Consider the following 20,983-nt stretch of genomic DNA (forward strand, 5'->3'; position numbering starts at 1 on the left):
GGATTTTTTTTTATAGTACAAACCATATAAGTTATTTTATGAAATTAAAGCGAGTTGTTGTAACCGGTTTAGGTGCCCTAACGCCAATTGGAAATAATATTCAAGAGTATTGGAACAACCTAATTAATGGAGTAAGCGGAGCTGCACCCATTACATATTTTGACGCTACCAATTTCAAAACTCAGTTTGCGTGTGAAGTGAAGAACTTCAACGTAGAGGATTTTATTGAGAGAAAAGAAGCACGTAAAATGGACCGTTACGCTCAGTATGCCATGGTAAGTGCTGACGAAGCAATACAGGATTCAGGATTAGATTTAGGAGCAATTAATTTAGATAGAGCTGGAGTTATCTGGGGTTCAGGTATCGGAGGTTTAGAAACTTTTCAAAATGAAGTGACTAATTTCGTACAAGGAAACGGAATACCTAAGTTCAATCCATTCTTTATCCCTAAGATGATAGCAGATTTAGCAGGTGGACATATATCTATGAAGTATGGTCTAAGAGGGCCTAACTTTACTACTGTGTCTGCATGTGCCTCATCTACTAACGCTATTATAGATGCATTTAACTATATCCGTTTGGGTATGGCGGATATCTTCGTAACAGGAGGTTCTGAAGCAGCTGTAACTATCGCTGGTATTGGAGGATTTAATGCAATGCATGCTTTATCTACACGTAATGATGATCCACAGACTGCATCACGTCCAATGGACAAGGATAGAGAAGGATTTGTATTAGGTGAAGGAGCAGGAGCTATTATTCTTGAAGAATATGAACATGCTGTAGCTCGTGGAGCTAGAATCTACTGTGAAATCGGTGGAGGAGGTATGTCTGCAGATGCTCATCACTTGACGGCACCACATCCAGAAGGATTAGGGGCTACTAATGTAATGATCAACTGTCTTAAAGATGCTGGTTTAGAAGCTAAAGATGTAGATGTGTTAAATATGCATGGTACTTCTACTCCACTAGGAGATATAGCTGAATCTAAGGCTATTCTTAATGTATTCGGAGAGCATGCTTATGATATGAATCTTAACTCGACTAAGTCGATGACAGGTCACTTATTAGGAGCTGCTGGAGTTATCGAAACTATTTCTGTTATTCTTTCATTAGAGCATGGAATAGTACCTCCAACAATTAATCACTTCACTGATGATGATCAAATCGATTCTAAACTAAACTTTACTTTTAACAAAGCGCAAAAACGTGAAGTTAAGGTAGGTATGAGTAATACATTTGGTTTTGGTGGTCACAATGCATGTGTACTAGTTAAAAAATTAGAGAAGTAATATCATCCTATAAAGATGAAAAAGTTACTAAATAGAATATTCAACAATTCCCGTTCCTTCAGTATTGAAGACGGGAATTTTTGTCGAAAGGTGACTCAGATAGTTGGAGTGAAACCTGTAGACTTATCTTATTATAAAGTTGCATTTACACATCGTTCTATGAACAAGTGTGATGACACAGGACATCCTGTTAATTATGAGCGATTAGAGTTCCTGGGGGATGCTATGTTAGGCTCTGTAATTGCATCATACTTGTATATTGAAGTTCCTAGTGGGGATGAGGGATACTTGACTAAAATGCGTTCTAAGATTGTTAGTCGAGAGAATCTAAACCAGATAGGTAAAGATCTTGACTTAGCTTCTCATGTAGAGAGTAAGATGGGTAATCAGCAATTCGGAGAGAATATTCATGGTAATTTATTAGAAGCTATAATCGGTGCAATCTATCTAGATAGAGGATATCCTGCATGTGAGAAGTTCATCCACGAGAAACTACTTAGTACAGTAGCAGGTATTCAAGAGCTAGAAACAAAAATCACTAGTTATAAGAGTCTATTAATCGAATGGTGTCAGAAAAGGAAGCATACGTTTAAATACGATACTTTCGAGGAAGACACGGCAGAAGAATTAAAGTACTTCGGTGTACGTCTGTTCATAGACGATAAACTTGTAGCAAGAGCAAGAGCTACTTCTAAAAAGAAAGCAGAAGAGAAAGCTTCTCAAAGAGCTTATTTTGCTTTTCAAGAGCAGATAAAACAATAATTATTGTTAATTTCTTAACGGTTTTATAATCTATTATACTGCCTTTTACATATAAGTAGCTGAATAAAAGTTGTATCTTTGTGTAATGAATTTCTCATATGGGTATAATAAAACATAAGCTTGAAGACTTTGATAGTGAAGATTATCGCTTGATCGCTATACATACTTCCCGTAAAGAAGATTATAAGGTAATGTATTTTATTAATTCAGTACTTGAGATTAATCTAGAAAGAAGCAAAGTAGATGTTGATATCTTTACAGATGTAGGACACGCTTATTTTTCTTTTTATGAGTATGATGATATTGATCATCATGTTTATTGGAAAGTGGTCGCGAATAAGGCATTCTTAATTCCTGAATCAGGTTTGGATTCACCATTATTTGTCACAGCAAATCATCCAGTAACAAAACAAGGGTATTTACTGCCCGAGCTAAAAGCGGTCGATTATTTGATTAAAATCGAAGAAACGGATAGTCAATTCGAAATTGGTACAATCATTGAAAGACTTAATACAGTAAAGTTTATCTCGGCTGCTTATGAAATCAAGCAGGAGATATTGAAAAATAAAACGAACTTAATTTTTTAAAAATATGTTAGCACAAAAAAAGACGAAAATCGTAGCAACGTTAGGACCAGCATCTAGTACAAGAGAGGTATTACATGATATGATCAAAGCTGGTGTAAATGTTTTTAGAATCAACTTTTCACACGCTGATTATAAAGATGTTCAGGAAAAAGTAAATATAATCCGTGATTTAAATAAAGAATTTGGATACACTGTTTCTATTTTAGGTGATTTACAAGGCCCTAAATTAAGAGTAGGTGTGATGGCAGAGGATGTTATTGTAAATCCAGGAGATGTAATTACGTTCTCTACGAAAGAAGAGTTTAAAGGAGACGCTGAACGCGTGTATATGAACTATAAGAAGTTCCCTTCTGATGTAAATGCAGGTGAGAGAATCTTATTAGATGATGGAAAACTTATCTTCGATGTATTAGAGACTAATGGTGTTGATGAAGTTAAAACGATAGTAGTACAAGGTGGTCCTCTTAAATCTAAAAAAGGAGTAAACTTACCAATGACGAAGGTGTCTTTACCAGCGTTAACTGAAAAAGATATTAAAGATGCTATTTTTGCTTGTGAATTACAAGTGGATTGGATGGCATTATCATTCGTACGTACGCCAGAAGATTTAATGGACTTACAAGATTTGATTAATAAACACTCAGATCACAAAATTCCTATCGTAGCTAAAATTGAGAAACCTGAAGCAGTTAAGAATATTAAGAAAATAGTAGCTTACTGTGATGGTCTTATGGTGGCTCGTGGAGATCTAGGTGTTGAGATTCCTGCACAAGAAGTTCCATTGATTCAAAAAGAATTAGTTCATGTGGCTAAAAATGCTAGAATACCTGTTATCATCGCTACTCAAATGATGGAAACTATGATTTCTAGTCTTACACCTACAAGAGCTGAAGTGAATGATGTGGCTAACTCTGTAATGGATGGTGCTGATGCAGTAATGTTATCAGGTGAAACATCTGTAGGAGCTTACCCTGTACAAGTAATCGAGAAGATGACACAAATTATTCAAAGTGTTGAAACTTCTCCATTAATTAAGGTACCTCAAAGTCCTCCTACAATCAAAACGAACCGTTATATCACTAAGAATATTTGTTATCACGCTGCTTTAATGGCAAATGATATCGAAGCAAAAGCTATCTGTACATTAACAAATAGTGGTTATACAGCATTCCAAATTTCGGCTTGGAGACCAAATAGTAATATTTTAGTATTCTCTTCTAACCGTCGTATCATAACGCAATTAAACTTGTTATGGGGAGTTCAAGCTTTCTACTATGATAAGTATGTTAGTACTGATGAGACTATAGAGGATATTAATGCTATGGTTAAAGAAAAAGGACTTGCTACTACAGGGGATATGGTTATCAACTTAGCTGCAATGCCAATTATCGAAAAAGGTATGGTAAATACATTAAGAATATCTGAAGTAGAGTAGTTACTTTAGAATTAGATATAAAAGCTCAGAATTGTATTCTGGGCTTTTTTTGTTGTTAGTATATAACTCTTGAATCATAATTATAAAAAAAAGCTCCAATAAGGAGCTTTTAATAGTTTGTAATAAAGGTGCAAAATTATATTATTTTGCCTCTGCGTATCTTCTTGAAACTTCAGCCCAGTTAATTACGCTAAAGAAAGCATTGATATAGTCAGGACGACGGTTTTGGTAGTTTAAGTAGTAAGCATGTTCCCATACATCCATACCTAAAATAGGAGTACCACCACAAGCAACACCTGGCATAAGCGGGTTGTCTTGGTTAGGAGTACCACATACTTCTAATTTTCCGTCTTTTACACATAACCAAGCCCATCCAGACCCGAACTGTGTAGCTCCAGCTTTAGCGAAAGCATCTTTAAAGTTTTCGAATGATCCGAAATCTTTAGCGATAGCGTCAGCTAATTCACCAGTAGGTTCACCACCTCCATTAGGAGACATTACTGTCCAGAATAAGTTGTGATTATAGAATCCACCACCATTGTTACGTACAGCACCTTTAGTCATATCTAAGTTAGCAAGGATATCTTCAATAGATTTTCCTTCTAAATCAGTACCAGCGATAGCTGCATTTAAGTTAGTAGTATAAGCATTATGATGTTTAGTATGGTGGATTTCCATCGTACGAGCATCAATATGTGGTTCTAATGCATCATATGCATAAGGTAAATTTGGTAATTCGAAAGCCATAATTCGTATTATTTAAAGATTAGTATTAATTTTATTTCAAAATTACACAAATAAAGCCTAATAGCGAAAGGTTCTAATGTTTAATATAAGTTAATAAAATCCCTTTAGAATGATATATAAGCCTTCATTTTCAATTTATAACGCATCAGCTGGTTCAGGTAAGACGCATACTCTAGTGAAAGAGTATCTCAAGATATTACTTTTAGATAGACAAGACGATGCCTATAAAAAGATCCTAGCTATTACATTTACTAATAAAGCTGTGGCTGAAATGAAGAGTCGTGTGGTATCTTGTTTGAACGCTTTTTCAAAAGATGTACTTGACCCAAAATACCAAAGTATTTTTGACCAAGTACAACAAGAGACAGCATTAAAGAAGGATTTTATACAGGCTAAATCAGGACGTATTATCAGAAGTATTATTCATAATTATGCTTCATTTGATATTTCTACTATTGATAAATTTACTCATAAAGTTATTCGTTCATTTGCTTTCGATTTAGAACTGCCAATGTCATTTGAGGTTTCTTTAGATTCAGACGAATTGCTTCAAGAATCTGTTGATGCTGTGATAGCAAAAGCGGGTATAGATAGTGAATTGACAGATTTGCTTATTGATTTCTCTATTGATAAGGCAGATAACGACAAGAGTTGGGATATCACAAGAGAGCTAAAAGAAGTAGGCTCGTTATTATTAAATGAAAATAATAGAGAAGAGATTGCTTTATTTTCTAACCACACTTTGGAGGACTTTGTGAAAGTAAGAGATTTTCTTCGTATTGAAATAAAGAATCTTACTGCAGAGAGTATTGAAATAGGAAAAAGTATTCTTGATTTAATAGAATCCAAAGGAATGGATAAGACGTCATTCTCTGGACAATATTTTATTAAACACATTGATAATGTTATATCTGATACTGTTGGTACTACGAAGAGATATCACGAGTTTGATGATATTAAGATTAAGAAAACAACGAAAGATGTAGAACTAATAGAGGCTTTTATTCCTGATTTTTTAAGAATGCTTGCTCAGGTATATGATTTATACTCACGTAGAGCGTTTTATAAGGCATTTTTAAAGAATTTAACGCCATTGTCATTGCTAAGTACTATCGGGCAAGAGATGGATAAAATACAGGCAGAAAATAACATCTTGTCTATTACACAGTTTAACGCGATTATTCACAATGAAATACAGAATCAACCTGCGCCATTTATTTATGAGCGTTTAGGAGAGCGTTATCATCATTTCTTTATAGATGAGTTTCAAGATACTTCTGAGATGCAGTGGCAGAACTTAGTGCCGCTTATAGATAATGCATTGGCAGGTGAAGACTATGCTGGTGTGAAAGGAAGTTTAATGATCGTAGGAGATCCTAAGCAGTCTATATACCGCTGGCGAGGTGGTAAAGCAGAGCAGTTTATTGCCTTGAGTAAAGATGAGAATCCATTCTCTAATCCAGAAAAGCAGACGGTTAATCTTGGGCGAAATTACAGAAGTTATGCAGAGGTGATTAATTTTAATAACAGACTGTTTAAAGATGTATCACGTAATTTTATCAATGAAGATTATAAAGATCTTTATGAAAATAATAGCCATCAAGAAGTAAATAGTAAAGAGGGAGGGTATGTTAATATTACTTTCTTAGAGAAAGATGAAAGTGAGGAACCTGAGGTTAAAGATATGCAGTATGCTAATGCCACATTAGGAGCTATTAACCAAGCAGTAGAACAAGGTTTTGATCTAAAAGATATTGTTATTCTGACACGTAAGAGAAATCACGGTGTGTTACTTGCTAATTTCCTAACAGAGAATGGTTTGGAGATATTATCTTCAGACTCTTTGTTGATTAATAATGCTAGTGAAGTGCGTCTAATCATTAATGTACTTAAGTTTCTTAAGACAGATCGAGACTTAGAAGCGAAGATGATGATGTTATATTACATCGGCTCTAAGCGAGAAGATGTAAGTAAGAAGCACGATTTTATCAAGGAGGGATTATCATTCCTTTTAGAGGAGGAATTCGAAGCTTGGTTAGTTGATAATGGAGTACCTATTTCGTTTGAGGCATGTCGTTCTAAATCGCTTTATGATGCTGTAGAGGCAATCATTTTAGCATTTATGCCGGATAAAGGAGCTAATTCTTACGTTTTATATTTCTTAGATTTAGTTTTAGAAAAGTCGCTAAAGAGTCAGTTTGGGATTAGTGACTTCTTAGAATATTGGAATACAAATTACCAAAAGTTTAGTATACCTACTCCGGAAGGGCGTAATGCGGTGCAGATAATGACTATCCACAAATCTAAAGGATTAGAGTTTCCTGTAGTAATCTTTCCATTTGCAGAAGAAGACTTTACTAGGCCAAGTAGAGATAAACTATGGGTAAATATAGAAACAGATAAAGATCACATTATGTTTCCCAAGGCATTAGTTGATTCTAAGAAAGAGGTAATGGAGTATGGTGAGTACGCTCAACAGCTTTATGAGAAGAAAGAACAAGAAATGTTATTAGATAATGTGAATGTTCTATATGTTGCGCTTACACGTGCAGAAGAACAATTATATGTTATTAGTTATAAGAATGTAACAAGTAAAGGGGAGTTTAAAAATAACCTCTCTAAGTTCTTTTTAGAGTTCTTAGTGACAGAGGGGGTTTATAATGATGTAGATATGTCTTATTCATTTGGTGTTAATCAAAGAATGTCTAAGAAAAGAGAGGTAGAGACAGAAGAAGTGAATAAAATGATTCTTCCTGTCAAGAAAGCTTTAGACTTTGAAGCTATTAAGATTGCTCAGAGAGAGGCGCTGATGTGGGATTCACATAATCAGAAGGCGATAGAGTATGGTAACCTAGTGCATAAGTTGATGTCTTTCGTTACAGATTATAAGGATGTGGATAGTGCAGTTAATGAAGGTCTAGAAAAAGGAATGATACAGGAAGAGGCTAAGGATAATTTTATAGATATTATACAAAAGATAGTAAGTCACCCTGAGTTAGAGATTTTCTTTAGAGCAGATAATATCGTGTTTAATGAACGTGTTATCATAGGCCCGTATCAGCGTAATACTATTCCTGATAGGGTAGTGATAAGAGGTAAGCAAGCGTATATCTTAGACTACAAGACAGGTAAAGAAGATGAGAAGTATAAGGAACAAGTGCAATCTTATGGTAAGTCTTTAGTTGAAATGGGGTATGAAGTCGTTAAAATGACCTTGCTGTATACCGGAGAGAACTTAAATATAATACATTTGTAGAATAGAGTATAAAAACGTTTAAAGCTAAAAATATATAATATGTACGGAAAGATTAAAGAACATCTTCAAAATGAATTAAAGTCAATAGAGGATAATGGACTTTTTAAAAAGGAACGCATTATTACTTCTCCACAAGGAGCAGAGATCACTGTATCAACAGGGGATAAGGTTTTAAACTTTTGTGCAAACAACTATTTAGGGTTGTCATCACATCCAGAAGTAATTAAAGCAGCGAAAGAAGCTTTAGATACACACGGATTTGGGATGTCATCAGTTCGCTTTATTTGTGGAACGCAAGATATTCACAAAAAATTAGAAGCAACGATTGCTGATTTTTATGGTACAGAAGATACGATTCTTTATGCTGCAGCATTTGATGCAAATGGAGGTGTATTTGAACCATTATTAGGAGCAGAGGATGCTATCATCTCTGATAGTTTAAATCACGCGTCTATTATTGATGGAGTTAGATTGTGTAAGGCTGCTCGTTACCGTTATGAGAATAACAATATGGCAGAATTAGAAGAGCAGTTGATTAAAGCTAATGAAGCAGGGCATCGTTTTAAGATTATCGTTACAGATGGAGTGTTCTCTATGGACGGTCTAGTAGCGCCATTAGATAAGATTTGTGATTTAGCAGATAAGTATGATGCGTTGGTAATGGTAGATGAGTGTCACGCTGCTGGATTTATCGGTGCAACAGGTAAAGGTACTTTAGAGGCTAAAAACGTAATGGGACGTGTGGATATCATCACAGGAACATTAGGAAAAGCACTAGGTGGAGCAATGGGAGGATACACTACAGGTAAAAAAGAGATCATAGAATTATTAAGACAACGTTCTAGACCATACTTATTTTCTAATTCATTAGCACCTATGATTGTTGGGGCTTCTATAAAAGTATTTGAATTACTTCAGAATGATACTTCTTTAAGAGATAAGTTAGAGTGGAATACAAACTACTTTAAAGCAGGGATGAAAAATGCAGGAATTGACATTATTGATGGAGATTCTGCTATCGTTCCAGTAATGCTTTATGATGCGAAATTATCTCAAGTTATGGCGGATCGTTTGCTAGAAGAAGGGGTTTATGTGACCGGATTCTTCTATCCAGTGGTTCCTCAAGACAAGGCTAGAATACGAGTTCAACTATCTGCGGCTCATACGAAAGAGCACTTAGATAAAGCGATTGCAGCCTTTACTAAGGTGGCTAAAGAGCTAAAAGTTATCTAATTTAAAAGCTATGTGCAATAAAAAGCACGATTCTTAACGAAATTTTTTGTAAATCTTGTTTGAGAATTGTACTTTTGCTATAATATTACGGTAAAGTAAAAATAAAAGTTATGAAACATTTCAACAAATTATTTGCAGCAGCAATACTTTGTGCAGGGCTTTCAGCTCACGCTCAAGATGCTGACCATCCATGGGCTGTAACTGTTGGAGCTAACGCAGTAGATACTAAAGTTAGTACTTCTAGCAGCTTCGCACACAGAACGGGAGGGTATTTTAATACTAGCAATTGGAATATTCTACCTTCAGTATCTTACTTAAATGTAGCTAGATACTTAGGTGATGGATTTTCACTTGGTTTAGTAGGGTCAGTTAATAAAATTGACAAGTTTATCAAACCAGAAGCTGAGGGGTATGAGAAATACAACCCAGGAGATTTAACTTACTACGGAATTGACGCAGAGGTTAAATATAGCTTCAAAGAATTATTAAAATCAAAAGTAGTAGATCCATTCATCTTAGTTGGTGGAGGTTATACTTTTATGGGGGATGCAAGTCAAGGAACAGTTAATGGTGGAGCTGGATTAAACTTCTGGTTTACTAAGAACGTTGCTTTAACAGTGCAATCTACTTATAAACATTCATTCTCTGATTCTAGATTACCAGATGTAGGTGTTGCTTCACACATTCAACACTTCGCAGGTATCCGTTTCCAATTTGGAGGTAAAGATACTGACGGTGATGGAATCTTAGATAAATATGACGAATGTCCAGACGTTCCAGGTTTAGCTGAATTCAACGGTTGTCCTGATACTGACGGAGATGGTATTCCAGATCACAAAGATGAGTGTCCAGACGTTCCAGGTTTACCTGAATTCAACGGATGTCCTGATACTGATGGAGATGGTATTCCAGATCATAAAGATGAGTGTCCAGACGTTCCAGGTTTAGCTGAATTCAACGGTTGTCCTGATACTGACGGAGACGGTGTGCCAGATAACAAAGACGAATGTCCTGAAGTTCCTGGTCCAAAAGAAAACAAAGGTTGTCCATGGCCAGATAGAGATGGAGACGGAGTGCCTGATCATTTAGACAAATGTCCAGATGTACCTGGTCCAGCTTCTAACAATGGATGTCCTGAAGTTAAAGAAATCAAAGCTGAACAAGTAAAACAGCTTAACGATTACGGAAAAACTTTATTATTCCACACTGGAAAATACACTTTCCAAGACGGTTCTTATGCTGTTTTAGATAACATGGTTAAAATTATGAAAGAATACCCAACTGCTAAATTCCACATCGCTGGATATACTGACAGTACAGGTTCTAACAAAATTAACTTACCATTATCTGACAACAGAGCAAATGCTGTAAAAGTTTACTTAATTGAAAAAGGAATCGATTCTTCTAGATTAACTTCTAAAGGATACGGATCAGCTGATCCAATCGCTTCTAACAAAACAGTTAAAGGACGTGAGTTAAACAGACGTGTTGAGATTCAATTAGCTAAATAATTGAGTTAAAACTTAATACTATAGAAAACGCTTCGAGTAATCGGAGCGTTTTTTTTGTACCTTTATTTTTATGGAATCGAATACATTTTTAGATAAGCTGAGTGCACAGATTAGCGCTGATTTTCCAAACTCTATGGAGAGATTGGTTATCGTTTTGCCTAATAAACGTGCGAAAGTCTTTTTGTTAGAAAACTTGAAGAAATATTATAGGACAAGTGTGTTCGCACCTGAGATTATAAATATTGAAGACTTTATACAGCAGATTTCTGGTATTAGAGGAATTGATTCTATAGAACTTCTCTTTAAATTTTATATTGTTTATCAAGAGATAGAACAAGCAAATGCCCATGATTTTGAACGGTTCTCAAGTTGGGCAAATATGTTATTGGGTGATTTTAATGAAGTAGATAGATATTTACTGGATCCAAATTATGTGTTTTCGTATTTAAAAAATATTGAAGACATTAAGCATTGGTCTCTTGATCCTGAAAAGAAAACAGATTTAATAACTAGTTACTTAGCCTTCTGGGAACAAATACCAGTTTATTATAATAAGTTATATGAAGTACTATTAAATGAACGAGTAGGATATCAGGGGATGATCTATAGAGAGGCTGTAAAGCTTCATAAAGAATACTTAGGTAGTAACGACAAGGTATTTTACTTTGCAGGGTTTAATGCTTTAAATGCTGCAGAGGAGCAGATTATACAGCATTTCTTATTGGAGAAAAGAGGAAAGGTATTTTGGGATATAGATAAACACTTTTTAGAGGATCCTTATCATGACGCGGGGTTATTCTTACGCAGGATCAAAAATAGTTGGCAACATTATCAGTATAATCCATTTGAGTGGATTGTAGATGAGTTTGGCAAAGAAAAAAACATACAAGTTATTCAGACACCTAAAAGTGTAGGACAGGCTAAAATAGCAGGACAGATAGTAGAATCACTTGGTGAAGAGGCTTCTCGTCTTGAGAAAGTAGCGGTAGTATTAGGTGAGGAGAACTTGCTTCTGCCAGTATTACATAGTTTGCCATCGACTGTTTCGAGTTTGAATATTACTATGGGATATAGTGGTAAAAGTAACCCGATACAGATACTGCTAAACAAAATATTTAAACTTCACTTATCTGCTATACGCCGTTCGGGGAAGCAATACGTCGTTTATTATAAAGAGATCTTAGATGTATTAACGAATCCTGTGTTAGCGCAGATTATAGTTCCTGAGGAAGTTATTAAAGAAATTAATAACCGTAACTTAAGTTTCTTTAGCTTAAACCGTTTTAATGAATGGATTTCTGACAGTGATTTTCCAATGCGTGCATTAGTGTTTAATGCTTGGAAAGATCGTACTCCTGTTGAGATATTGCAGAACTTGGTTGAGATAGTATTAGCTATTAAGGCAAGTTTAAATGATGAGGTGCATAGTGAACGTATTAGTAAGACATTCTTATATTCGTCTTTTCAAATGCTTAACAGACTAGTATCATACTGTCAACGCTATGATTTTATTAAAAGTTATGATACTCTATATTCTCTATATAAACAAGTAATGGATATGTCTGAGGTTTCTTTTGAAGGTGAGCCTTTACAAGGATTACAAATTATGGGAGTATTAGAAAGTCGTGTTTTAGATTTTGATACGGTTATAGTTACTTCTGTTAATGAAGGTAAATTTCCTGCAGGTAAGTCGATAAATTCATTTATACCTTATGATGTTAAGCGTGAGATAGGTTTGCCGACTTATAAAGAGAAAGATGCTATTTATAGCTATCACTTTTATCATCTGTTATTAAGAGCGAAGAATGTATATTTGCTATATAACTCGCAGGCTGATGGGATGGATGCTGGTGAGAAGAGTAGATTCTTAACTCAGTTAGAAGTAGAGCAATTAGATACACATAATGTGAAATATGTTACTTATTCTGCTGATTTACCTGAGAAGGCGAATGAGTTAATACAAGTGCCTAAATCTACATTATTACAAGAGGAGTTAAAGAATATTTCAACAACGAAAGGGTTTTCTCCGTCGGCATTATCTAATTATCTGCGCAATCCTATACAGTTTTATATGCAGCGAGTATTGCGTATTAAAGAAGTAGAAGAGGTAGAGGAGAGTGTGGCTTTAAATACGCTGGGGACTATTATTCATAATTCATTAGAGAATCTATATAAACCTTATAAAGGAGCGAAGCTTACGGTAGATATTATTAAAAATATTCAGAGCAAAGCAGATGTAGAAGTTCAAGCACAGTTCGAAGAAGTTTTTAATAGCGATAAAGAGAAGATTGGTAAGAATTTGCTTGCATTTGAGGTGGCTAAGCGTAATGTGTACCATTTCCTAGAAGAGGAATTGAATAAACTGAAGGAAGGAGATGATATTCTACTTCTAGAATTAGAGACAGAATTAACCTATACTTTAGAGGATGATAGATTGCCATATCCTATTAATCTATTTGGTTTTGTGGATAGAATAGAGGAGAGAAATGGCGTGATTAGAGTTATTGATTATAAAAGTGGAAAGGTAGAATCTAATAATGTAAAATTAAGTACTTGGGAAGGGCTAACCCTTGATCTAAAAAATGATAAGATTATTCAGCTGTTATGTTATGCATTAATGTACACTAAGAATAATCCGAATCAATCTGTAGAGGCAGGTATTTATTCTTTTAAAAATAGAAAGGAAGGATTCTTGTTCTTTGGGGTTAGAGAGGGAAGGAATGAAGTTAATCATGAGATTACTTACGATACATTAGCTTTATTTAAAGAGGAATTAGTCACTCTGTTATTAGAGATACTTAATCCTGATATTGATTTTATACAGAATGAGTTATAGAAAAATAGGAAAGCTCTTGCTTTCCTATTCTTATTTTAGACTTGTTTTTAATGCTTCTAATAATTCTTCTTTAGCCTCTATCTGAGGCAAGTGACCACTATTAATCACAATAAGCTCTGTTTCTGTGTTCTCGATTTCTTTAGTAACTTCATTTAGTGAAAGTACTGGGTCTAGACGTCCTATAATCATTTTAATAGGGTAAGGAGCGAAGTGCAGAAGAATCTCTCTGTCATTTCGTGACTTCATTCCTTCTACAGCAGCTAATATTCCTTGTTTAGAGATTTTTAATGCTGTTTCTAAGTGCTGTTCTACTTCTTTGGCATGAGTGATTTTGGCATCTTCAAGGAATGTATTATTTATGGCCATTGTTACAAATAGGTCACTGTTTTTCTTAATAACATCTAGCGCTCTATCTCTGTTTATCTTTCTTTCTGCGCTGTCAGCTCTAGTAGAAGATGATACTAGAACTATTTTCTTTACATAATCTGGATATAACTCGCCAAAAGCTAATGATACATAACCTCCCATGGAGTGACCAATAAGAGTTACTTTCTTTAAGTTTAAAGAAGAGATTATGGCGAATACTGCATCAGCCATATCTTCCATAGTGTGTACATAACCTATGCATCCTGATTCTCCATGACCTAATAGGTCTATAGCAATGACTCTATACTTCTGAGAGAAGTAATCTAAGTAGTAATTCCACATGTTGCTGTTTTCTAAAAAACCATGTAAGAATACTAATGTATTTCCTTTCCCTTCGTCGTAGTATGATAAATTGGTGTTCTTATAAAGAATTTTTGTAACTCCCATCATTGTAATTTGCTACAAATTTAAAGTATAGTACCAATGAGTGCAAGCTTTTAGCGCTCAAAAAAATAAGTAAACAAAGGTAATGTCTTGTGTGGTTAATTGTAATTCACTAAACAGCTTATAGAGTCAAGTTAATATATAGTCAAATGGAATAGAAAGCATTTTAATGTCTAATGTATGTGTAAGTTTCTACAAGATTCATTTAGCGTACTGTTCTTTGATTATCAGTCAAATATAGCTTAATTGATGCCTAAGAGGAGACTTGTGGAAGAATAAAGGGAGAATTCTTGGGTAAATGTCTTGTTAGCCCGTTTATTGTCCTAGTATTCTCCTACAATTGTCCTAGGAAAGGCTAACATAGTCGGTATTTACTGTGGTTAGGGGGTGTTTATGAAATAATGAGTAATTGTTTTTTTTACGCTATAATATTGATTTGTAATTAATTACTCTTTTTGGGCTGAAAAAAAAACATCAGAAAAAGTGTTGTTTTGTATATTTTGAGGATTAAGAAAGGCCTTTTAGCTACAAAATAGTAGTTTCAAGTGTGTTGAATAGCAAATTTTAATAGGGAAGTAGTGCTGTAAAGAAAAAAAAGTTTTTAAATGTTTAGAAGGAAATACTTGGTTTAGGATTCTCTAATTTTTTTTTAAAATGTTTGTTTCGTCGGGAAATTGTTTTGCTTTTAATTCTTAATTTATTGCTCACAAATGGTTTAATCTATTGACTTATATCAGTAAATTAGATGTTGTTTATTTTGAGTGATTAGATGTAGATTAGTCTATCTAAACTAAATCTAAATAAACTAAAAGTATATCTTTGTCGTTCAAATTTATATACGATGAAAAATATTATAGCTGTATTTATGCTTTTTTGTACTGTGTCTTATGGTCAGTCAGGTCTTCCTTATCAAATCTATACAAGTAAAGGCAAGAAAGTAACTTATGAGAAAATGATTAAAGAATTGACTAAGAATGATGTAGTCCTTTTTGGAGAGTTTCACAATAATTCTTTAGGACATTGGCTACAATTACAAGTAACACAGTCTTTAGGAGAAAAAAGAGAGTTAATGTTAGGAGCTGAGATGTTCGAGGCTGATAATCAAAAGGGATTAAGTGATTATGTACATGGTGCAATTGATGAAGAGGCATTTGGTAAAGAGGTTAGACTTTGGAATAACTACAAAACAGATTACAAGCCTTTAGTAGAATACGCAAAAACAAATAAACGTGAGTTTATTGCTACTAATGTCCCTAGACGTTATGCTAGTTTACTATTTAAGAAAGGAACTGAAGCACTTGATTCGCTAAGTGTAGAAGAAAAAAGTTGGATAGCTCCACTGCCTTTTGCGTATGATGGAAATCTTCCTGGTTATAAAAAGATGTTAGATATGTTCGAAGATCATAAAGATGAGAACTTACCTAAAGCACAAGCAATAAAAGATGCTACTATGGGACACTTTATCGTTAAGAACTTTAAAGCTCCTCAATTATTTCTTCATTTTAATGGATCATACCACAGTAATAACTTTGAGGGGATCGTTTGGTATCTAAATCATTATAATCCTGGATTAAAAATTAATACAATTACGATGGTGGAAAGTGATAATACGGGCAATTTCGAAAATGATAATTTAGGTTTAGCTAACTTTATTATTGTTATAGATGCGAATATTTTAAAGTCTTTTTAACATAAAGCTATGTAAAACGCTTTAAAGTCTTAAAATGGTTTTGGATTGAGCTGTATAGTGTCTTTTTGATTGTGTTATTCTTTGTTTGTACTGAGTATAAATAGAAGTCTGCGCTTTGTGCATAACGTTAAGAAGGTGTATTTTTGAGAGATTTTTTCAAGAAAAACAATTAAAATTACATTATGGCAAAATCTGCACTTTTAAAGTCATCCCTAGCTAAAAAATATTGGATGGCTCTTACAGGGTTATTTTTATGCTTGTTTTTAGTAGGTCACTTGGCGGGAAACCTTCAATTGATCTTTGGTGACGCTTCAGCATTCAATGAGTATGCGTTATTTATGACTACTAATCCAGCAGTAAAAGTATTATCTTATGTTACTTACATTTCAATCCTTTTTCACGCGATTGATGGTATCGTTTTAACAATCCAAAACAAGAAAGCACGTCCTATCGGATATGCAAAAAACAACGCTGCTGCTAATAGTTCATTTTCTTCTAGAAATATGGCTATCTTAGGAACATTGTTATTAGTATTCATCGTTACGCACATGGCTAACTTTTGGGCTAAGATGCACTTTGCTCAAATGCCTGTTCAAACTGTAGAAATAACAGTAGAAGGTCAGCCTGATCCTGTTTTAATTTACAAAACAGTACAAGAGCAAGCAATTCCTGTATCAGCTGTTGAGAGTGGACAACTAGAGTTAAAAGGAACTCAGTTTTTCCAACCAGGTACAAATTTAAAAATTGCTGATGGATACAAAGATTTACATAAAATCACTATTGAGTTTTTCAAAAACGAGAGCACTGGTTTAATTGCTACTATTGCTTATGTATTAGCTATGGTTGTTCTAGGATTCCACTTATCTCACGGATTTGGAAGTGCATTCCAGTCTTTAGGTGTTAATAACCCTAAGTACAAAGGATGTATCAAAGGACTTAGTTTCTTAATAGCATATGTTATCCCTGCATTGTTTGCTATCATTCCATTATATATTCATTTTATTAAATAGTCCTAAAGAAATTTATCATGAAATTAGATTCTAAAATACCTAATGGACCAATTGATAAAAAATGGTCTGATTATAAAAATCATATAAAATTAGTTAACCCTGCTAATAAACGTAACATTGATGTTATCGTTGTTGGTACAGGATTAGCTGGTGGTTCTGCTGCTGCTACATTAGCTGAGTTAGGATATAACGTAAAAGCTTTTTGTTACCAAGATTCACCTCGTCGTGCGCACTCTATCGCTGCTCAAGGGGGAATCAATGCTTCTAAGAACTACCAAGGTGATGGTGACTCTGTTTACAGATTATTCTATGATACTGTAAAAGGAGGAGATTACCGTGCACGTGAGGCTAACGTTTATCGTTTAGCTGAAGTATCAGAAAACATTATTGACCAATGTGTAGCTCAAGGTGTGCCTTTCGCACGTGAGTACGGAGGTCTTTTAGATAACCGTTCTTTTGGTGGGGTACAAGTATCTCGTACTTTCTACGCTAAAGGACAAACTGGACAACAGTTATTATTAGGAGCGTACTCTGCTATGAACCGTCAAATCGGTCGTGGTAAGATCCAAATGTATAACCGTCACGAGATGTTAGACATCGTTAAAGTGGATGGTAAAGCAAGAGGTATTATCGCTCGTAACTTAATCAACGGTGAGATAGAGCGTCACTCTGCTCACGCTGTAGTTATTTGTACAGGTGGTTACGGAAACGTATTCTTCTTGTCTACAAATGCAATGGGTTCTAACGTTACTGCTGCTTGGAAAGCACATAAACGTGGAGCTTTCTTCGCTAATCCATGTTATACACAGATTCACCCAACTTGTATTCCTGTTACTGGTGACCACCAATCAAAGCTTACTTTGATGTCTGAGTCATTGCGTAATGATGGACGTATTTGGGTTCCTGCAAGAATGGAAGACGCTGTAGCTATTAGAGAAGGTCGTATGAAACCAACTCAAATCGCTGAAGAGAATAGAGATTACTACTTAGAAAGAAGATACCCATCATTCGGTAACTTAGTACCTCGTGACGTTGCGTCTCGTGCTGCTAAAGAAAGATGTGATGCTGGATATGGTGTTAACGCTACAGGTGAAGCTGTATACTTAGACTTCGCTTCTGCTATAGACCGTTACGGTAAAGAACAAGCTCGTATTCACCATTTAGATGAGAACGATGCTAAATTAGTTTATAAATTAGGTAGAGACGTTGTAGAGAATAAGTATGGTAACTTATTCCAAATGTATGAGAAAATCGTTGATGAGGATCCGTATACAACTCCTATGATGATTTATCCAGCTGTTCACTATACAATGGGTGGATTATGGGTAGATTATAACTTAATGTCTACTATCGAAGGATGTTATATCTTAGGTGAGGCTAACTTCTCTGATCACGGTGCTAACCGTCTAGGAGCTTCTGCATTAATGCAAGGTTTAGCTGATGGATATTTCGTATTACCTTATACTATTGGTAACTACTTAGCGGATGATATCCGTACAGGTACTATCCCAACTGACTTACCTGAGTTCGAAGCTGCTGAGAAAAATGTTCGTGATATTATCGAACACTTACTTAACAATAAAGGAACTCACTCTGTTGACTTCTTCCACAAGAAGCTTGGTAAAATCATGTGGGATAAAGTAGGTATGGCTCGTAACGCTAAAGGATTAACTGAAGCGATGGCTGAAATCGCTCAGTTAAGAGAAGAGTTCTATAAAGATGTGAAAGTATCTGGTACTAACGAAAGCTTTAACCAAGAGTTAGAGAAAGCGTTAAGAGTAGCTGATTACTTGGAACTAGGTGAATTATTCGCTAAAGATGCTTTACACCGTGAAGAATCTTGTGGAGGACACTTCCGTGAAGAACACCAAACTGAGGATGGAGAAGCAAAACGTGATGACGAAAACTTCGCTTACGTTGCTGCTTGGGAATACAAAGGTAATCCTAGCGATGCAGTGCTTCACAAAGAAGACTTAGTTTATGAAAACATTAAATTGGTAACTCGTAGTTATAAATAATATTGAGGCTTAGGTCTTCGGACCTAACCTTTTTGTAAAAATTCGATACAAATGAATCTTACACTTAAAATATGGCGTCAATCAAACGCTAAAGAACAAGGGAAAATGGTTGATTATAAAATCAGCGACGTTTCTCCTGATATGTCTTTCTTAGAAATGCTTGATGTATTAAACAACGAGTTAATCGAGAAAGGTGATGATCCTGTAGCTTTCGACCATGACTGTCGTGAGGGTATCTGTGGTATGTGTTCTTTATTCATTAATGGAGAAGCTCACGGACCAGATAGAGGAATTACTACTTGTCAGTTACACATGAGAAAGTTTAAAGATGGAGATACTATCTACATTGAGCCTTTTAGAGCTAAAGCTTTCCCAGTGATTAAAGACTTAGTAGTTGACCGTACTGCTTTTGATAAAATTCAACATGCAGGTGGTTTCATTTCTGTAAATACTTCAGGTAATACACAGGATGCTAATGCTATTCCAATTCCTAAACATGATGCTGACCGTGCTTTTGACGCAGCTACTTGTATTGGATGTGGTGCTTGTGTAGCTACATGTAAAAACTCTTCTGCTATGTTATTCGTATCAGCTAAGGTTTCTCAATTTGCTTTGTTACCACAAGGTAAAGTTGAAGCTGCTGACCGTGTATTAAATATGGTTGCTGAGATGGATGCTTTAGGGTTTGGTAACTGTACTAACACTGGAGCATGTGAGGTAGAATGTCCTAAAGGAATTTCTTTAGAGAACATCGCTCGTATGAACAGAGAGTACTTAAAAGCAAGCTTGAAATAATAGTTTTTCTTGAAATAAACGAAAGAGCAGATATATTTATATATCTGCTTTTTTTATTTTTATCCTTTAAATTTTTGAACATAGTTGACTGATGCAGAGCAAAACTATTAAATATAGAGTATATGATTTGTTGAATAATGAATCACATACTATCGGCAGTAAGATCGTACAAGGATCAATAATAGCGCTAATTCTTTTGAATGCAATCTCATTAATCTTTGAGTCTATACCAGAGGTTAAGATTGAGTATGCTCCTTTTTTTGTACAGTTTAATCTTTTTTCGGTGCTGTTTTTCTCAATAGAGTATGTCCTTCGTATGTGGTCTATTAGCTGTGATGAGCGTTTTAATAAACCATTTCTAGGTAGATTAAAGTATGCTTTTACGTCAATGCAGCTTATCGACTTATTGGCTATTCTACCATTTTATCTATCATTTGTTCATGTTGATTTGCGCATTTTACGCTTGTTAAGAGTTTTTAGATTATTGCGTGTATTTAAGGTCGCGAAGTATGTTTCGGCATTAGCTATTGTGATGACCGTTCTTAAACGAAAGGCAGGAGAACTTGCTATAGCTGCATTCCTATTAGTATTCCTTTTACTTATTGCATCTACCGCTATTTACTATGCTGAGAATTCCTCACAACCTGAAGCATTTTCTAGTATACCTGATTCGATGTGGTGGTCTGTTATCACTATTTGCACAGTTGGGTATGGAGATATATACCCTATTACGGTACTTGGTAAAGTTATAGGAGGTATTCTAGCAGTGATAGGTATAGGTTTTTTTGCATTACCTACAGGTATTATATCTTCTGGATTTACTGAAGTGTTAGAAGAACGAAAAGAAAAGAAAGCAATTGCAGATCAGTTAGTCAAAGAGAAAGACGCATTGGAGAGCTGTCCTTGCTGTGGGAAACCTATTGATTAATTGTATAGTAAAGTTAAGTTTATCATGAATTCAGAGTAGGTAGATATTATTGTTTATTTTTGAAATTAAATCA

15 protein-coding genes are annotated in these 20,983 nt (G+C 34.9%); 13 read left to right on the forward strand and 2 right to left on the reverse strand.

The features are described 5' to 3' along the window. The first annotated feature begins 38 nt into the window (after nt 1–38). From fabF to pyk, 4 genes are all read left to right on the forward strand, one after another. Nucleotides 39–1,292 carry a beta-ketoacyl-ACP synthase II gene (gene fabF, locus CF599_RS01485; RefSeq protein WP_173835506.1) on the forward strand — a complete coding sequence of 418 codons (1,254 nt, stop codon included), beginning with the start codon at nt 39–41 and terminating at the stop codon, nt 1,290–1,292. 15 nt (nt 1,293–1,307) lie between these two features. Beyond that, nucleotides 1,308–2,054 carry a ribonuclease III gene (gene rnc, locus CF599_RS01490; protein WP_121964273.1) on the forward strand — a complete coding sequence of 249 codons (747 nt, stop codon included), beginning with the start codon at nt 1,308–1,310 and terminating at the stop codon, nt 2,052–2,054. 98 nt (nt 2,055–2,152) lie between these two features. Continuing rightward, nucleotides 2,153–2,641 carry an IPExxxVDY family protein gene (locus CF599_RS01495; protein WP_121964274.1) on the forward strand — a complete coding sequence of 163 codons (489 nt, stop codon included), beginning with the start codon at nt 2,153–2,155 and terminating at the stop codon, nt 2,639–2,641. A 4-nt stretch (nt 2,642–2,645) separates the two neighbouring features. Continuing rightward, nucleotides 2,646–4,076: a pyruvate kinase gene (gene pyk / locus CF599_RS01500; protein ID WP_121964275.1), complete on the forward strand. Its 1,431-nt coding sequence runs from the start codon at nt 2,646–2,648 to the stop codon at nt 4,074–4,076. Nucleotides 4,077–4,217: 141 nt separating this feature from the next. Here pyk and CF599_RS01505 read toward each other — a convergent pair whose 3' ends face one another. Beyond that, on the reverse strand, nt 4,218–4,823 hold the full coding sequence (locus CF599_RS01505; protein ID WP_121964276.1) for a superoxide dismutase: 606 nt from the start codon (nt 4,821–4,823) through the stop codon (nt 4,218–4,220). Nucleotides 4,824–4,932: 109 nt separating this feature from the next. Here CF599_RS01505 and CF599_RS01510 point away from each other — a divergent pair, with 109 nt between their 5' ends. The 4 genes from CF599_RS01510 to CF599_RS01525 all read left to right on the forward strand — a co-directional run bounded on the left by CF599_RS01510 (nt 4,933) and on the right by CF599_RS01525 (nt 13,659). Continuing rightward, nucleotides 4,933–8,079 carry an exodeoxyribonuclease V subunit beta gene (locus CF599_RS01510; protein WP_121964277.1) on the forward strand — a complete coding sequence of 1,049 codons (3,147 nt, stop codon included), beginning with the start codon at nt 4,933–4,935 and terminating at the stop codon, nt 8,077–8,079. 39 nt (nt 8,080–8,118) lie between these two features. Next, nucleotides 8,119–9,312 (forward strand): glycine C-acetyltransferase, encoded by a 1,194-nt coding sequence (kbl, locus tag CF599_RS01515; RefSeq protein WP_121964278.1) that lies wholly within the window; start codon nt 8,119–8,121, stop codon nt 9,310–9,312. 110 nt (nt 9,313–9,422) lie between these two features. Continuing rightward, nucleotides 9,423–10,823 (forward strand): OmpA family protein, encoded by a 1,401-nt coding sequence (locus CF599_RS01520; protein WP_121964279.1) that lies wholly within the window; start codon nt 9,423–9,425, stop codon nt 10,821–10,823. A gap of 70 nt (nt 10,824–10,893) precedes the next feature. Beyond that, complete coding sequence (locus tag CF599_RS01525) at nt 10,894–13,659, forward strand: PD-(D/E)XK nuclease family protein (protein ID WP_121964280.1); 2,766 nt, start codon at nt 10,894–10,896, stop codon at nt 13,657–13,659. Nucleotides 13,660–13,689: 30 nt separating this feature from the next. On the opposite strand, the gene CF599_RS01530 is transcribed toward CF599_RS01525, so the two are convergent. Beyond that, a complete protein-coding gene (locus CF599_RS01530; protein ID WP_121964281.1) occupies nt 13,690–14,472 on the reverse strand; it encodes an alpha/beta fold hydrolase in 783 nt (260 codons plus the stop codon). A gap of 838 nt (nt 14,473–15,310) precedes the next feature. Between CF599_RS01530 and CF599_RS01535 the strand changes: the two genes are divergently transcribed. The 5 genes from CF599_RS01535 (at nt 15,311) to CF599_RS01555 (ending at nt 20,910) form a co-directional block, all read left to right on the forward strand. Beyond that, a complete protein-coding gene (locus tag CF599_RS01535) occupies nt 15,311–16,159 on the forward strand; it encodes a ChaN family lipoprotein (RefSeq protein WP_121964282.1) in 849 nt (282 codons plus the stop codon). A gap of 182 nt (nt 16,160–16,341) precedes the next feature. Then, nucleotides 16,342–17,169 (forward strand): succinate dehydrogenase cytochrome b subunit, encoded by an 828-nt coding sequence (locus tag CF599_RS01540; protein ID WP_121964283.1) that lies wholly within the window; start codon nt 16,342–16,344, stop codon nt 17,167–17,169. A gap of 17 nt (nt 17,170–17,186) precedes the next feature. Then, entirely contained in the window at nt 17,187–19,187 is a 2,001-nt protein-coding gene (locus CF599_RS01545; protein ID WP_121964284.1) for a fumarate reductase/succinate dehydrogenase flavoprotein subunit, read from the forward strand. Between the two features lie 51 nt (nt 19,188–19,238). Then, nucleotides 19,239–19,982 carry a succinate dehydrogenase/fumarate reductase iron-sulfur subunit gene (locus tag CF599_RS01550; RefSeq protein ID WP_121964285.1) on the forward strand — a complete coding sequence of 248 codons (744 nt, stop codon included), beginning with the start codon at nt 19,239–19,241 and terminating at the stop codon, nt 19,980–19,982. A 91-nt stretch (nt 19,983–20,073) separates the two neighbouring features. Beyond that, nucleotides 20,074–20,910, forward strand: coding sequence for an ion transporter (locus tag CF599_RS01555; RefSeq protein WP_254050215.1), 837 nt, complete (start codon nt 20,074–20,076; stop codon nt 20,908–20,910). Nucleotides 20,911–20,983 lie beyond the last annotated feature (73 nt).

Source organism: Myroides sp. N17-2 (assembly GCF_002286775.1).
GTDB lineage: Bacteria > Bacteroidota > Bacteroidia > Flavobacteriales > Flavobacteriaceae > Flavobacterium.

Coding starts and splice junctions, on each gene's coding strand:
- fabF (WP_173835506.1), top strand. CDS start 39: ATGAAATTAAAGCGAGTTGTTGTAACCGGTTTAGGTGCCCTAACGCCA.
- rnc (WP_121964273.1), top strand. CDS start 1,308: ATGAAAAAGTTACTAAATAGAATATTCAACAATTCCCGTTCCTTCAGT.
- CF599_RS01495 (WP_121964274.1), top strand. CDS start 2,153: ATGGGTATAATAAAACATAAGCTTGAAGACTTTGATAGTGAAGATTAT.
- pyk (WP_121964275.1), top strand. CDS start 2,646: ATGTTAGCACAAAAAAAGACGAAAATCGTAGCAACGTTAGGACCAGCA.
- CF599_RS01505 (WP_121964276.1), bottom strand. CDS start 4,823: ATGGCTTTCGAATTACCAAATTTACCTTATGCATATGATGCATTAGAA.
- CF599_RS01510 (WP_121964277.1), top strand. CDS start 4,933: ATGATATATAAGCCTTCATTTTCAATTTATAACGCATCAGCTGGTTCA.
- kbl (WP_121964278.1), top strand. CDS start 8,119: ATGTACGGAAAGATTAAAGAACATCTTCAAAATGAATTAAAGTCAATA.
- CF599_RS01520 (WP_121964279.1), top strand. CDS start 9,423: ATGAAACATTTCAACAAATTATTTGCAGCAGCAATACTTTGTGCAGGG.
- CF599_RS01525 (WP_121964280.1), top strand. CDS start 10,894: ATGGAATCGAATACATTTTTAGATAAGCTGAGTGCACAGATTAGCGCT.
- CF599_RS01530 (WP_121964281.1), bottom strand. CDS start 14,472: ATGGGAGTTACAAAAATTCTTTATAAGAACACCAATTTATCATACTAC.
- CF599_RS01535 (WP_121964282.1), top strand. CDS start 15,311: ATGAAAAATATTATAGCTGTATTTATGCTTTTTTGTACTGTGTCTTAT.
- CF599_RS01540 (WP_121964283.1), top strand. CDS start 16,342: ATGGCAAAATCTGCACTTTTAAAGTCATCCCTAGCTAAAAAATATTGG.
- CF599_RS01545 (WP_121964284.1), top strand. CDS start 17,187: ATGAAATTAGATTCTAAAATACCTAATGGACCAATTGATAAAAAATGG.
- CF599_RS01550 (WP_121964285.1), top strand. CDS start 19,239: ATGAATCTTACACTTAAAATATGGCGTCAATCAAACGCTAAAGAACAA.
- CF599_RS01555 (WP_254050215.1), top strand. CDS start 20,074: ATGCAGAGCAAAACTATTAAATATAGAGTATATGATTTGTTGAATAAT.